The following is a 13,771-nucleotide window of genomic DNA, read 5'->3' as shown; positions in this document are numbered from 1 at the left end:
ACATAGGTTGCGATAACAAAACTTTAAGCCGGAAAGCGAACAAATGCAGTTGGGGAAACGCCCAGGAATGTAGCCTTTTCCCCAAATTGCGATAAGTTGCTTTCTTTTCCTCGCTTCAAAATTCAGTTTATTCTCTGAACCTGGTCAATTACAACAGCATTTTCACCGAGAAACTCTCTTGTGGGAATCACTCACATGATTGCGGAGTGTAGGCAGAAGGATTAAACAGCAGATGCTGACCTTGCTAAAGAAAAGAAAAAAGGGGTTCCAAACCCCTTTTCCTCACCTGCAAGCAAAGCCAAGCCGCGTGGCTCGGTGCTAACGATCAGATTTAAGCCTGGTCTGGTGAAATCCGAGCATAGAAAATGCCGCGAATTTTCACTTCCTTAGCTTCGCCAGCGCCTAGATCGGTATCGGATGGCTGTTCGCTCTCAAATGTACCGGCAATTTCACCTGTGGCGTTATCCACTTTAGCGACTTGGAGAGAAATTTCGCCCTTAAGGGTTTCAGCACGCTTCACATTGGCACGTGTCAGTGCTTCCTGATCGGCTTGACTGGGGAGTGCTACTGCATTGTCATAACCAGTGACAACACCGCGACCCTTGGGATCGAGGAAAGCTGCTCCCCGATAGGAGGGAACGTTAAACTCGCCTTCAAAGTCAGTCGAGGTGTTAATACTGTCCATTCCTGGCTGGCTTTTGGCAACCAGATTTTTGATCGTGAATAGAAAGGGTACTCGCTCACCACCCGGTAGCTGGACGGTAATAGCTTGGAAGTCGAGACCATCCTGTTCAATAAAGGTCAAACGACGATCTTGATCAACTTGCAATTTACCCAGCACCTGGTCGATGCTAGAAGTAAACCGGGTCAACAACTTACCCTGAACGAATTGGGCGGATTGACGTTTGTTTGTAGATTCTTCTTTGACAAAGAAGCTGGTTGGCTGTAGGCACAGATTCGTCAAAGCATACGACTGTCCAGGCTGAATGGGAATGGCACCGCGTGTCGTTTCTGACAGTTGCGGGCAGTTATTCGCAAGCCCGGTACCTCGAATTTGGTCGTAAGTGAGTGGAGTGGGAACACTGGTCGCAGCTGCTGGACCTTCACTACAAGCAGTTAATACTCCCAAGCACAAAGCTAGGAAGGCAACAATGAAAGCGCGATACCTCATGGTCAACCTCAAATATTTAATCTAGGAATCCCTACCAGTAGAATCTGATATTGGGCTTAAGTTACAACAGACAAAAGTGAAATTCTTAATCAGGCTCGGAATGGTTCGGCTCAGAATCTCTACAGTGAATTTTACAAGGCTTTGTGTTGCCTTTATCCTGAAGCTCAGTGTAAATTGACCATTCCAGTCAGTGAAAGACTCGGTTAAAGTTGAGTTTATCAAACGGAGTAAAGGGGATGGCGTGAACAGCGATCAGAATTTAGAATTGGGGCTTTTGAAGCCGGAACTGCAAGCGATCGCTACTTCTGTTCGCGCTTTGGCACAGACTTGCCAGGGGGATACTCTGGCTCTGTTGGCGTTGCTGCGGGCGTTAGAAAGTTGGCATCGTGAGATTCGAGATACTGTGTTTCAAGCGTCTTTACCGGATAATCGTCAGGCTCTATATGCCCTGCTGAAGGATATGGAAGAAGAAGGCGGCTGGCCCTATATTGAGCGCATGAAGGTGCGATCGCTGTTGGAAAAGCTCTCAGCCGCAGAATCGCCCAATTCTTCACACCCTCTACCACTGGAGTCAGAAACTCACCCACCTCAGCCTGGTTGAAGTTACACGGTTGAAGGCAAAACTCTTTCACTGGCGTGGCTCTAGGCGTGTGAACTTGTCAATCTTTATTGGGCTATAGAGTACAACAAATGCTAAGATCCTCCAGTTATTAATGCAATCTCTGAACACTAACCCCCTGCTTAATTTATGCCGGTTGCTGTTAATCCGATTAAGTTTGGTACAGATGGCTGGCGAGGCATCATCGCCGCAGACTTTACGTTTGAGCGGGTGGCTTTGGTAGCACCGTTGGCGGCACAAGTCCTGGCAAATGTCTATGGCGAGACGACGGGTAGCCGCACAATTATTGTGGGTTATGACCGGCGCTTTATGGCGGAAACGTTTGCCCGTAAAGCGGCCCAAGTCGTGCAAGCAGCCGGATTTGAGGTGCTGCTGAGCAGTAGTTATGCCCCCACACCGGCATTCAGCTGGGCGGCTTATCAACGGAGAGCTTTGGGAGCTTTGGTGATAACCGCTAGTCATAATCCCGGATCATATTTAGGGTTAAAAGTCAAGGGTGCATTTGGAGGATCGGTACCTCCGGAAATTACTCAGCAGATTGAAGCGTTGTTAGAGAAGGAACCGTCACCTGACTCGACGATGGCGGGAAGCTTCGAGATGTTCGACCCGTGGCCCAATTACTGCGAAGCACTACGGGCGAAAGTCGATATTGCTTGCATTCAGGATGCGATCGCCCAACATAAGCTTGCTGTCTTTGCTGATGTGATGCACGGTGCTGCTGCGACAGGACTAGAACAACTGCTGCAAACGCCAATCCAGGAAATTAATAGTTCCCGCGATCCTTTATTTGGTGGCAGTGCACCGGAACCTTTGCCGCGTTACCTTTCCCAGATGTTTCGGCAGATGCGGACTCACCGACGCCGCAGCGGTGATGGGTTGGCAGTGGGGTTTGTATTTGATGGAGATAGCGATCGCATTGCGGCTGTCGATGGACAGGGAAATTTCCTCAGTTCCCAAATCCTCATCCCAATTTTGATCGAACACATGGCATCTCGGCGGGGATTGACGGGAGAAGTCGTGAAAACGGTGAGTGGTTCCGACTTGTTTCCCCGCGTAGCCGCCCTGTACAATCTGCCGGTGTATGAGACGCCTATTGGATACAAGTACATCGCCGACCGGATGTTAATGACTCAGGTGTTAGTCGGCGGTGAAGAGTCAGGAGGGATTGGCTACGGCAATCATATTCCAGAACGGGATGGGCTGTTGTCAGCGCTGTATCTGCTAGAAGCGATCGCGCAATCAGGAATGGATCTCAGCGATCTTTACCAGCGCTTGCAGGAGAAAACTGGCTTTCATTCTGCCTACGACCGCATTGACCTACCATTAGCGAGTATGGAAGTGCGATCGCGCCTGCTAGAACAATTACAAAATACACCTTTAACCGAGATTGCCGGTCGGTCGGTAATTGATTGCCTAACGATTGATGGTTATAAGTTTCGGTTAGCCGATGATAGTTGGTTGATGATTCGCTTCAGCGGAACCGAACCCGTTTTGCGGTTGTACTGCGAAGCGCCAACGCTGAAGCAAGTTCATCAGACCTTAGAGTGGGCGAACAAGTGGGCGAATTCAGTTTAAGCCTTACAAAGTATCTGTATCGGTGCCCAATTCCTATCGTTTCACCGCAAAAGGAGTCGGCTCAAGCTTGAGCCAACTCCTTTTTGTGAATAAGCAAAAATAGATTTCAATACTGACTAAACCCGACACTTTAAACACTCCTTCTGGTTCATGATTAGGAATGCGGAATGCCAAGGAATTGCATCATTTACTAATGTAAATCTTGGTTTTCCTATTCAATATAACGACGGATATAAGTTGTATATTCTAGCACTGATATCAAGACTGTGAAAACGGTTGGCTTGCTGCTGACAATATCCTTCCTTACTACTAATACTACTAAACATATAAAAACAGATAAAAGCGGACTTAGCCAAATTTGCCCCTTTCTGTGGCAATCTGAGAAACAGAGAGGAAAGCCAAAATTAAACAAAAGGTTATGCAAACCCTGCCCAATCCAAGCACTACCAGTGCATCTTCCAGTCAACCCTCCTTTGAAACCACTATCAAGCGGCGCAAAACTCGTCCCGTCAAGGTGGGAAATGTCACGATTGGCGGCAACTACCCAGTGGTAGTGCAGTCGATGATTAATGAAGACACGCTTGATATTGATGGGTCGGTTGCCGGAATTCGCCGCCTGCACGAGATTGGCTGCGAAATTGTCCGCGTTACCGTGCCAAGTATCGGTCATGCCAAAGCTTTAGCGGAAATCAAGCATAAATTAGCTCAAACCTATCAACCAGTGCCCCTGGTCGCTGATGTGCATCACAACGGCATGAAGATTGCCTTGGAAGTTGCCAAGCACGTTGATAAGGTGCGGATTAATCCGGGGTTGTATGTATTTGAAAAGCCAAAAGCAGATAGAACGGAGTATACCCAAGCTGAATTTGATGAAATTGGCGAAAAAATCCGCGAGACTTTAGAACCCTTAGTAGTTTCCTTGCGAGATCAGGGTAAGGCAATGCGAATCGGGGTAAATCACGGTTCTCTTGCTGAAAGAATGCTGTTTTCCTACGGCGACACCCCCGAAGGGATGGTGGAATCTGCCCTAGAATTTATCAAAATTTGTGAATCTCTCGACTTCCGGAACCTGGTAATTTCTTTGAAAGCCTCGCGGGTGCCCGTGATGTTAGCTGCTTATCGTCTGATGGCACAGCGGATGGATGCGCTAGGCATGGATTATCCCTTGCATTTGGGCGTCACTGAAGCGGGTGATGGCGAATACGGACGGATTAAGTCTACCGCAGGTATTGCGCCTCTGCTTGCTGATGGGATTGGCGATACGATTCGAGTCTCAATCACCGAAGCACCGGAAAAAGAGATTCCCGTTTGCTACAGCATTCTGCAAGCACTGGGATTGCGGAAAACGATGGTGGAATATGTCGCCTGCCCCTCATGTGGGCGGACATTGTTTAATCTAGAAGAAGTGCTGCACGAAGTGCGGGAAGCCACCAAACATCTTACAGGTCTGGATATAGCAGTCATGGGATGTATTGTCAATGGTCCCGGAGAAATGGCGGATGCCGACTATGGTTATGTTGGTAAACAGCCCGGTTACATCTCTCTGTATCGTGGCAGAGAAGAAATCAAAAAAGTGCCAGAGTCTCAAGGAGTTGAAGAGTTGATTAATTTAATTAAGGCAGATGGACGTTGGGTCGATCCTTAAGTAAGTGCTGAGTGGTGAGTGTCGAGACAAAAGTTAATTCAAAACTCACAAAATAATAAGTGTTGAGGAAAGCATTAATTTAAAACTCAGGCGCGATAAATCGCGTTTTTACAGCTCAAAACTCAAAACTCTCTACTTCCGGACTTGCACTTAGTGCAGCTGGATAAATAATTGCGCTCTCCGGCTTCCATATATGGCCTGTGCTAGAGTTAGCGTAATTCCTTGGCAGTAGTTTCCCCCCGGCTCAGAAAGGATCATGGTAATTACAAAACGCGGGCTCGTTCTCGGTGCGACAGCACTGGTTTTATCGACTGTTGCTGTTACGGGCGCTGGTATTCATCTGTCTCAAGGTCAGGCTTTTTTTCGTGAAAGTCCCAAGGAACTTGTAGATGAAGTATGGCAGATTATTGACCGCAGTTACGTAGATGGCACCTTTAATAAAGTCAATTGGCGGTCAGTTCGTAAAGACTACCTGAATCGGTCTTACCCCAGCAAGAAGGAAGCCTATGAGGCGATCCGGGAGATGCTGAAAAAGCTGAACGATCCCTACACCCGCTTCATGGACCCGGAAGAGTTCAAGAGCATGCAGATTGATACTTCTGGGGAATTAACTGGCGTTGGCATTCAACTCGCTCAAGATGAGAAATCGAAAAAGCTAACGGTTATTGCGCCAATTGAAGATACACCAGCGTCTAAGGCTGGTGTTCTGGCAAAGGACACTATCACTAAAATTGATGGCAAGAGTACCGAGGGCATGGATGTCAATGATGCTGTGCGCCTGATCCGAGGACAACCAGGAACGCAAGTAACCTTGACCATTCAGCGGGGCGAAAAGGAATTAGTATTTCCTCTGAAACGAGCGCGGATTGAAATCCATCCGGTGCGCTCTAGCAAGCAGAACAGTCCTACGGGTGAGATAGGCTACATTCGCCTGAATCAGTTTAGCGCCAATGCTGCTAAGGAAATGGCAGATGCGATTAAGGGTTTAGAACGGCAGAAGGTAAATGGCTACATTCTGGATCTGCGTTCTAATCCAGGTGGATTACTCTACGCCAGTATTGAAATTGCCCAGATGTGGTTAAAAGACGGCACAATTGTCTCAACGGTGGATCGTCAGGGCGAAAGGGAGCGAGAGAAAGCGAATAATCGCGCCCTCACAGATAAACCGTTGGTGGTGTTGGTAGATGGCGGCTCGGCGAGTGCTAGTGAAATCCTCTCTGGGGCGTTGCAGGATAACAAGCGAGCTGTTTTGGTAGGGACAAAAACCTTTGGTAAAGGCTTGGTGCAATCGGTGCGGGGGCTGGGGGATGGTTCGGGACTAGCGGTGACGATCGCTAAGTATTTCACTCCCAACGGGCGCGATATTAATCAGGCGGGGATCAAGCCGGATGTGGTGCTGGAAATGACGGAAGAGCAGCGCAAGGCATTGCAAGCCGATCGCAATAAAATCGGCAGTGCTGACGATCCTCAATACGCTAAAGCGCTGGAAGTGCTGAATCAGAGGATTGCCGCCCAGCGAGGGAACCAGGCGCAGAAATAGTTTTGAGTTATGAGTCTTGAGTTAAAATTCCAAACTCAAAACTCATAACTTATTGGGGTTGGCACTTCCCAGCGCGAATTAAGCCGACGCGACGAGCGATCGCTTCCGCTTGAGAATCAAATGGTCCCCATCGTTCCACAAAAGCTGATTTATCCTCTCCTTCGACTTGTTCGCTGGAGAGGATTTCGCATTTTCCTTCTTGGCGCTTGACAATATACCAGGTTTGTGTAGCAGTCATTCGGTGAAGATTCGCAAAAAACGCCTTGAAGAGTAGCTTAGTGATGAGTTTTGAATGATGAGCAATTAATTCAGAATTCAAAATTCAAAACTCATAACTTTTCTAGTTAATGTGCGCCGTTGCCGTTTCCAGAAGTTGCGATCGCGCGTTCAACCAGCTTGTCTGGAACTTCTTGGAGATGGTCGTACTTCCAGTGAAAGAAGCCGACGCCCATTGTAAGCGATCGCAATTCCACAATAAAATTGTGCATCTCTGCTTGGGGTAAGTAAGCAGAAATGCAATCCCAACCGGGCCAATCTGACTTCCCTTCGTAGCCGAGAATTTGTCCCCGACGTCCGCTGACTAGCTGGAGAACCTTAGAGGTAAATTCGGCTGGGGCACACGCCTGAATCGCGGTAATCGGTTCTAAGAGCGTTGGTTCGCACTTGGGCATTCCTTCCTGCATCGCAATCCGGGCTGCCTGTTTAAACGCTTGTTCGGAACTATCAACCGAGTGGTAAGAACCATTCGTCAGCGTCACCGCTACATCGACTACGGGGAAGCCCAAGGGGCCATGTACCAAATACTCCCGAACACCCGTCTCAACGCCAGGGATATACTGTCTCGGTACGACGCCACCGACAATTGTTTGACTGAAGTTAACGCCTTCGCCACGCGACAGCGGCTTGATATCCAGATAAACATCACCAAACTGTCCGTGACCGCCACTTTGGTGCTTGTAGCGCCCGTGAATCGAGGATGCGGGTTTGCGGATGGTTTCTTTGTAGGGTACGCGGGGCAGGTGAGTCGTCATTGGCAGGTTGTACTTGCGCCGCAGTCGGTCGAGGGCAACTTGCAGATGAATTTCACCTTGACCCCAAAGGATGACTTCGTGGGTGTCTCCATGTTGTTCCCAAGCTAGGGAGGGGTCTTCTTCTAGCAGCTTTGTGATGGCGCTGCTGAGTTTAACTTCATCGTTGCGTTTTTCGGGCGTAATCGCTAAAGCAAAAACGGGTGCCATTTGCTCGGCTTTGGGGAGTTCGGTCGCCAGTGGGTCGCCGGAAGCGGTCAAGGTATCGCCTGTTTTAATTCCCTCTAAGCGTCCCAAGACGACAATCTCACCGGCTTCGGCTGAAGTCAGCGGCTGTTGTTGCTGACCCATCAGACGATACAAGCCACCAGTCCGAACGCCATTGAGGACAATTCCATCAGTCAACGTGCCCTGCCACACCCGCACCAGGGAGATTTTCCCGCCTTGAGGAGTGTAATAGGTTTTAATCGCTTGTGCGAGGGGGGCATCGGCATGGAGAACGATTCCCCGACGTTCGGCAGTGGTGGATGGATCGGGTGCTTCTCGCAACAACGCTTCCAGCAACGGTCGCACTCCGTAATCTTGCTCGGCAACGCCCAGGAATACAGGCACGATTAAATCTGCCCCTAACTCCATCTTCAAGTCTTGGAGAATTTCTTCTTGGGGCGGGTTAATTTCTTCTAGCAGTTCTTCTAGCAGGTGGTCGTCAAAATTTGCCAATTCCTCCAGCATTTCGGTACGGGCGGCTTGTTCCTGCTCTTTGAGGTTATCTGGCATCGGCACCGGGTCGGCGGCGGCACCGGGATGGTAGTGATAAGCTTGTTCGCTCACCAGGTCGATAAAGCCGCTGAGCTGTTCGCCTTGACCAATAGGATACTGGTGTGGGATCACGGGGCGACTGGAGACCGTTTTTAGGGCGTGCAGCACGTCCATGAAGTTGTTGTTCGCCCGATCCATTTTGTTGATGAAGACTAGGTGCGGAATTTCCCAGTCGTCGAGGAATTTAAATAGCGGCGCGAGAGTCATGACGCGATCGCTCACGGGTTCGCACACGACAATTGCTGCATCGACGCCAATCAGAGCATTGTAGGTTTCTTGAGCAAATTCAACCGATCCGGGACAATCGACAAAGGTGAAGCGGACACTGTCGTACTCGGTGCTGGCAGTTGATACTTCCACGCTCATGTGGCGATCGCGTGCCTCTTGGGAACTATCTCCCACCGTGTTACCGTCTGAAGTGCGACCTTTGCGGGAAATCGCACCCGTGACGAAGAGCAAACTTTCTAGTAACGTAGTTTTGCCACTTAAATAGGGGCCAACAATTGCAACATTGCGTACCCCGGACATGACTTTTTCGTTCATGATTCACCCCCAACAAAATAAAAAAGATGTAGAGATGCGAGCGATCGCATGGGTATACGGGATTGATGCCATTGGCAGCTCCCGGAGAATTTTTACCCTCCCGTGCCGATGGCGATCGCTGTTAACAGTTAGATGGAATTTTGTATCCCTGAATGTGAGGTTAGCGCGTTCTAGGGGCAATGACTGAGAAATTGCAATTTCTTTTAAAGCAAACCCAGCAAAAACTTAAGTTGAATGAATCAGTATTAATTAGCTATAAATTTTATGAATATATGCAACAAATAACCGCAAATTTGTTAGAAGAAAATCTGAATGGGTGGCGACAAACGTAACAATTGTAAAGAGGTGACACGGAGAATGAGAACGTACCAGCGGATGAGATGGATAGCTGGAGGGTTAATACTGTTACTGGGTGGGAGGATGACGCCAGCGGTGGCTGGGACACCCGCGACGCCGGTACAAATTGCTCAAGCTCAATCGGCAGTGGACTTGATGAATCAAGGACTCCAGCTGATCGGTCAAGCAAAAACACAAGAAGCGATCGCCTCTTTTCGACAAGCCGCCAAACTCGACCCCAAACTGGCACCCGCACATTACAACTTGGGGCTGGCTTTGCGTCAGGTGGGGCAATTGCAGCCAGCAGCGGATGCCTTTTACCAAGCAGTCCAAGCCGATCCTAACTTTGCTCTCGCCTATGCCAATTTGGGTGCAGCGCTGCTTGAGGGAAACAACTTGCAGCAGGCAGGTGATTATTTGTCACGGGCGCTGGAACTCAACCCACAGTTGGGAGTTGCTCATTACAATCTAGGTTTGGTAAGGGAACAGCAGGGAGATGAGGAACGAGCGATCGCGTCTTTTAAACAAGCGATGCAGTTGAGTCCCAACGCACCAGAACCTGCTTATCATTTGGGACTCGCTTATCTCCAACAGAACAACCTGAACCAAGCAAAAAAAGCATTCCAGCAAGCCATTAAAATCAGCCCTAAATATCCAGAAGCCCACTATAATCTCGGTTCCATCCTGATGAATCAGGGAAATTTAGACGAAGCTCTCGCCGCCTTTCGCAAGGCAGCAGAGGCTAATTCTAACTACCCCAATGCCTACTACGCTGCCGGGTTAGTCTTTCTGCGCCAAGGTCGTTACAGTGATGCCCAGCAAGTTTTGCAATATGCCAAACAGCTTTACACTGCCCAAGGGAATAGCCAGTGGGCTTCTAATGCAGAGGAGTTATTGAAGCGATCGCAAAACCCCTAAACAATTAAAAATTAGTTTTTTAATCTTTAATTGTTTCCCCGATGCACTCTAACCCGCTTATTCGGGTCTTGCTTCTTCACCCAAGACAAAAACTTCTCCATTTGCGGCTCATCCTTCAGCCTATCCAAAGAATTAAGTTCCTGGGCTAATCGCGTATTGTCAAATAAATTATGTATTTGCCGATGGCAGGCAGAACATATCTTTGCAGTCGGTCCTGGCTCTTCATTTTTCCGTTTCGTTTTCTGCCTTGGAATCAAGTGATGGACGGTCAACCGCTCCACTTCTCTTTCACACAATTCACACTGCATTTTTTGATAAGGCTTATAACTCAAGACTATCTAACATCATTATATGTCGATGAAAAAAGTGAGTCGCTTTTCATGTGCTATTCACTAAAAACATAACGTCAATGAAATTGAGACTATAGCAATCTATTTCCTTCGTGAACCAATCAGTTCCTCTTTGTCTCTTCCTAAGCGCTAGCTCTTTCAGAGCCGCTTCGCTAACGCACAGGCTAAGCACATCCGCGCCGCTACGCGAACGCCAACGTGTCCTTTGTGTCTTTGCGGTTCAATACACTGTTTTTGCCTTCACAAATAATTTCAGATAGCAACAAATACTAATTGGATTTGTTGTAAACAAATTTAAAATTCAGTAAAAATACGATTTAAGGCTAAACTTGCTTGTGCTAGGTATATAAAGAAACTTCCAGTTGCCAAATTATCCCAGCCATCTAGCAAAAAAAGCAATGTTTCAAACCCATAAACAAGATGATGTTATCTCAGGTGCTGCATTTGTTACCGGAGGCGCGGCGGCGGGTGCTGGAGTTTCCGCAGCAGTTGGTGGGATGGGATTAGTCGGAGGATTCGGAGCAGTTGGAATTGGCATGGCACCCGTTACAGCAGCGGGCGCGGTTGCTGGTGCTGCTGCTTATGGAGCATTCAAAGCGGTAGGAGAAGGAGATGCTTTCGCTTTAGGTTCGATGGGAATTGGTGCAGTAGGCGGCGCAGGTTTTTCCTCTGTTTTTGGCAGCATGGGATTAGCTTTCAAGGGAACAGCGGTTGGAATTGGTATGGGTTCTTTTGCGGCAACAGGTGCAGTTTTTGGGCTGGGAGTTTACGGTTTATTGAAGCTGATTGACGGCTCTGGAAGCGGGGAAACCGCATATCAAGCTTTCGAGCGGATGGAAGAGAAAGTATCATGGCAAGAAGCTTATACTAATGCTCTTCTAGAGCTAGAATTAGCAGCGCTAGATAAGAAGCTAGCAGGTGATGTTTTAGAGGAAAAATTTGCCGCTATAGAAATTGAAGACGAGTTGAAGGCGCTAAAAGCAAAAATACCAGCGAAGACTGTTTTAAATCTAAATTATTCTGCACCTTATAAAAATATTTCATCCAAATTTTCTACATTTCACCCAAATTTAAATCCCTCTGTAACGCCTAAAATTTCTACTCATCAAACACCGTTACCTCAACCGGAATTTGCTCAGCCTAAGATGGCACCAGGATTGACAAAAATTGAGTCTCAGGAACCTCAAGGTTGGAAATGCATACACACCCTAAAAGAGCATTCAGCCTCAGTCAATTCTATTGCCATCAGCTCCGATGATCAGACGATTGCTAGTGGCAGTGATGATAAAATCGTTACCCTGTGGAGCCTGAAGACTGGAAAACAGATTTTTAACTTCTTTGGGCAAGGACAGGAAGTTTCTTCAGTGGCAATTAGCCCAGATGGTCAAACGATTGCCAGTGGCAGTTTTGACCAAAAAATTACTACCTGGAATCTGCCTAAAAAAGAATTTCTCCGCACCTTTTTTTATTTAAACTCCTCTTACAGTCATTCGGGCTTTGTTTACTCAGTTTCCTTCAGCCCTGACGGAAAAATTATTGCGAGTGGAAGCGCTGATAAAACGATTAGGCTTTGGGGTGCCTATACGGGAAAACTAAGAAGCACTCTTAATGGACATTCTGACGCGGTTTTGTCTGTTGCGATTAGTCCTGATAGCCAAATTCTTGCTAGTGGAAGTGCCGATCAAACTATCAGGCTTTGGAATTTGAGCGGTGGACAACAGCATCGCATCCTTATCGGACATTCAGGCTGGGTTACTTCTGTCGCCTTCAGCCCGGATGGAAAGACTCTAGCGAGTGGGAGTGGAGACGCGACAATTAAGTTGTGGAATTTCCAGACTGGAGAATTGCTTCGCACTCTTACAGGACATTCATCTGGGGTTGTTTCTATCGCTATTAACCCTGATGGAAAAACCCTCGCCAGTGGCAGCCGAGACGGTACTATCAAACTTTGGAACCTAGATGGAGAACTGCTGGATACTCTGCCTGGGCGTCATCCTGTTGCTTTCAGTTTCGATGGACAGACGCTGGTGAGTGGCGGTGAGAAGAACACACTGAAAATTTGGCAAAAATGCTTTGGCGTGAGTGAATCTACACTTGACGCAGTGCCATCTGGGGAATGGTGGGAAGTTTTAGGCGTGGAAAGGAACGCTGATGCTGATGATGTTAAGCGTGCTTACCGACGTTTGGGAAGGCAGTATCACCCTGATGTTAATCCTTCTACCAATGCCCAAGCTCAAATGCAGGCAATTAATCAAGCTTATGCCCAGTTTGAGAAACAATGGAGCGATCGCTAACAGCATAAATCCTTTAGAGATTCGCCCTACGAGTCTTGTCTAATCTCTCACTGTTTGAGCTGACCTAGTCGTGAAGGCTGCCATCCGGCATGATGGCTCCACTCAAATTAGCTTCGCTGAGGTCGGCTCCACTCAAATTGGCTCCACTCAAATTGGCTCCACTCAAATTAGCTCCACTCAAATTGGCTCCACTCAAATCTACCCAAACCATATCTGCCTTGCTCAAGTTAGTACCGCTCAAGTTAGCTCCACGCAGATTAACCCCAGGAAGGTTCGCTCTACTCAGGTCTAGCCCTGCCAGCAATACATTCGGGGCAATCAACAATGCTCCTGCTAGTTTTGGATCAAACTCTTCGGGAAACTTAGTTTGTTCGTTGTAGAGCGCTCTACGGAAGTTCGTTCCCTCCAAGTTGGCCTCGCTCAAGTCAGCTTCATAGAGATGGGATGCGCTCAGATTAGCCTCATTCAGATTAGCTCCACTCAGGTCAGCTCCCCGCAGGTCGGCTAAACTCAAGTTAGCTTCACTCAAGTCAGTTCCAATCAAGTCAGCTCCAATCAAGTCGGTTAAACTCAAATTGGCTTTCGTCAAGTCGGTGCCAATCAAGTCGGCTAAACTCAGGTTGGCTGCAATTAAGAAAGCTCCAAACATTTCAGCTCCACTCAAATCGGCTCTACGCAAGTCTGCCTCACACAAGTCGGCTTCCTCCATGTGGGTTGCGGCTAGGGTGCATCGGCTCAGAATCGCTCGACTCAAGGTAGCTTTTTTTAAGTTGGCCCCACTAAAATCCGCCTGACTGAGATTTACCCCACTCAGGTCGGCTCCACTTAGGTCGGCTAGACAAAAATCTCTTTCGCCCTCTACATATTTCCTCAGTAGTTCATCTGCGTCCATCGATTCATACCAATTTGCGGAACAGTTGCATGATTTTCAAT

Annotated in this window: 12 protein-coding genes; 7 read left to right on the top strand and 5 right to left on the bottom strand. The window is 48.0% G+C overall.

The features are described from left to right. Positions 1–331: 331 nt before the first annotated feature. Positions 332–1,171 carry a photosystem II manganese-stabilizing polypeptide gene (locus NDI44_RS19690; protein WP_190410988.1) on the bottom strand — a complete coding sequence of 280 codons (840 nt, stop codon included), beginning with the start codon at positions 1,169–1,171 and terminating at the stop codon, positions 332–334. A 241-nt stretch (positions 1,172–1,412) separates the two neighbouring features. Between NDI44_RS19690 and NDI44_RS19685 the strand changes: the two genes are divergently transcribed. The 4 genes from NDI44_RS19685 to ctpC all read left to right on the top strand — a co-directional run bounded on the left by NDI44_RS19685 (position 1,413) and on the right by ctpC (position 6,550). Then, complete coding sequence (locus NDI44_RS19685) at positions 1,413–1,772, top strand: hypothetical protein (RefSeq protein ID WP_190411053.1); 360 nt, start codon at positions 1,413–1,415, stop codon at positions 1,770–1,772. Positions 1,773–1,919: 147 nt separating this feature from the next. Next, positions 1,920–3,365, top strand: coding sequence for a phosphoglucomutase/phosphomannomutase family protein (locus tag NDI44_RS19680; protein WP_190410987.1), 1,446 nt, complete (start codon positions 1,920–1,922; stop codon positions 3,363–3,365). Between the two features lie 418 nt (positions 3,366–3,783). After that, positions 3,784–5,010 carry a (E)-4-hydroxy-3-methylbut-2-enyl-diphosphate synthase gene (gene ispG / locus NDI44_RS19675; protein ID WP_190410986.1) on the top strand — a complete coding sequence of 409 codons (1,227 nt, stop codon included), beginning with the start codon at positions 3,784–3,786 and terminating at the stop codon, positions 5,008–5,010. A gap of 256 nt (positions 5,011–5,266) precedes the next feature. After that, positions 5,267–6,550: a carboxyl-terminal processing protease CtpC gene (gene ctpC, locus NDI44_RS19670; RefSeq protein WP_190410985.1), complete on the top strand. Its 1,284-nt coding sequence runs from the start codon at positions 5,267–5,269 to the stop codon at positions 6,548–6,550. A 49-nt stretch (positions 6,551–6,599) separates the two neighbouring features. Here the strand turns inward: ctpC and NDI44_RS19665 are convergent, their stop codons facing one another. Then, positions 6,600–6,788, bottom strand: coding sequence for a DDE transposase family protein (locus NDI44_RS19665; protein WP_190411052.1), 189 nt, complete (start codon positions 6,786–6,788; stop codon positions 6,600–6,602). Between the two features lie 106 nt (positions 6,789–6,894). Continuing rightward, complete coding sequence (locus NDI44_RS19660; protein WP_190410984.1) at positions 6,895–8,940, bottom strand: elongation factor G; 2,046 nt, start codon at positions 8,938–8,940, stop codon at positions 6,895–6,897. Between NDI44_RS19660 and NDI44_RS19655 the strand changes: the two genes are divergently transcribed. Both NDI44_RS19655 and NDI44_RS19650 read left to right on the top strand, forming a co-directional pair. Continuing rightward, on the top strand, positions 8,939–9,127 hold the full coding sequence (locus NDI44_RS19655; protein WP_190410983.1) for a hypothetical protein: 189 nt from the start codon (positions 8,939–8,941) through the stop codon (positions 9,125–9,127). The two genes, NDI44_RS19660 and NDI44_RS19655, sit on opposite strands and share 2 nt — an antisense overlap. Before the next feature lie 233 nt (positions 9,128–9,360). Beyond that, a complete protein-coding gene (locus NDI44_RS19650; RefSeq protein ID WP_242036973.1) occupies positions 9,361–10,194 on the top strand; it encodes a tetratricopeptide repeat protein in 834 nt (277 codons plus the stop codon). 26 nt (positions 10,195–10,220) lie between these two features. On the opposite strand, the gene NDI44_RS19645 is transcribed toward NDI44_RS19650, so the two are convergent. Continuing rightward, complete coding sequence (locus NDI44_RS19645) at positions 10,221–10,502, bottom strand: HNH endonuclease (protein WP_190410981.1); 282 nt, start codon at positions 10,500–10,502, stop codon at positions 10,221–10,223. 440 nt (positions 10,503–10,942) lie between these two features. Between NDI44_RS19645 and NDI44_RS19640 the strand changes: the two genes are divergently transcribed. Further along, positions 10,943–12,838: a DnaJ domain-containing protein gene (locus NDI44_RS19640; RefSeq protein WP_190410980.1), complete on the top strand. Its 1,896-nt coding sequence runs from the start codon at positions 10,943–10,945 to the stop codon at positions 12,836–12,838. A 64-nt stretch (positions 12,839–12,902) separates the two neighbouring features. Here NDI44_RS19640 and NDI44_RS19635 read toward each other — a convergent pair whose 3' ends face one another. After that, positions 12,903–13,730 (bottom strand): pentapeptide repeat-containing protein, encoded by an 828-nt coding sequence (locus NDI44_RS19635; protein ID WP_190410979.1) that lies wholly within the window; start codon positions 13,728–13,730, stop codon positions 12,903–12,905. Between the last annotated feature and the right edge of the window lie 41 nt (positions 13,731–13,771).

Origin of the sequence: Trichocoleus sp. DQ-A3 (assembly GCF_039961975.1) — a bacterium.
Taxonomy (GTDB): Bacteria; Cyanobacteriota; Cyanobacteriia; order Cyanobacteriales; family FACHB-T130; genus FACHB-T130.
The sequence above is the reverse complement of the archived record's forward strand: the minus strand, read 5'-3'. Positions and strand labels throughout refer to the sequence as shown.

Bases quoted from the DNA above. Each gene is read 5' to 3' on its own strand.
- NDI44_RS19690 (WP_190410988.1), bottom strand. From the start codon at position 1,171: ATGAGGTATCGCGCTTTCATTGTTGCCTTCCTAGCTTTGTGCTTGGGA.
- NDI44_RS19680 (WP_190410987.1), top strand. From the start codon at position 1,920: ATGCCGGTTGCTGTTAATCCGATTAAGTTTGGTACAGATGGCTGGCGA.
- ispG (WP_190410986.1), top strand. From the start codon at position 3,784: ATGCAAACCCTGCCCAATCCAAGCACTACCAGTGCATCTTCCAGTCAA.
- ctpC (WP_190410985.1), top strand. From the start codon at position 5,267: ATGGTAATTACAAAACGCGGGCTCGTTCTCGGTGCGACAGCACTGGTT.
- NDI44_RS19665 (WP_190411052.1), bottom strand. From the start codon at position 6,788: ATGACTGCTACACAAACCTGGTATATTGTCAAGCGCCAAGAAGGAAAA.
- NDI44_RS19655 (WP_190410983.1), top strand. From the start codon at position 8,939: ATGATTCACCCCCAACAAAATAAAAAAGATGTAGAGATGCGAGCGATC.
- NDI44_RS19660 (WP_190410984.1), bottom strand. From the start codon at position 8,940: ATGAACGAAAAAGTCATGTCCGGGGTACGCAATGTTGCAATTGTTGGC.
- NDI44_RS19650 (WP_242036973.1), top strand. From the start codon at position 9,361: ATGACGCCAGCGGTGGCTGGGACACCCGCGACGCCGGTACAAATTGCT.
- NDI44_RS19645 (WP_190410981.1), bottom strand. From the start codon at position 10,502: ATGCAGTGTGAATTGTGTGAAAGAGAAGTGGAGCGGTTGACCGTCCAT.
- NDI44_RS19640 (WP_190410980.1), top strand. From the start codon at position 10,943: ATGTTTCAAACCCATAAACAAGATGATGTTATCTCAGGTGCTGCATTT.
- NDI44_RS19635 (WP_190410979.1), bottom strand. From the start codon at position 13,730: ATGGACGCAGATGAACTACTGAGGAAATATGTAGAGGGCGAAAGAGAT.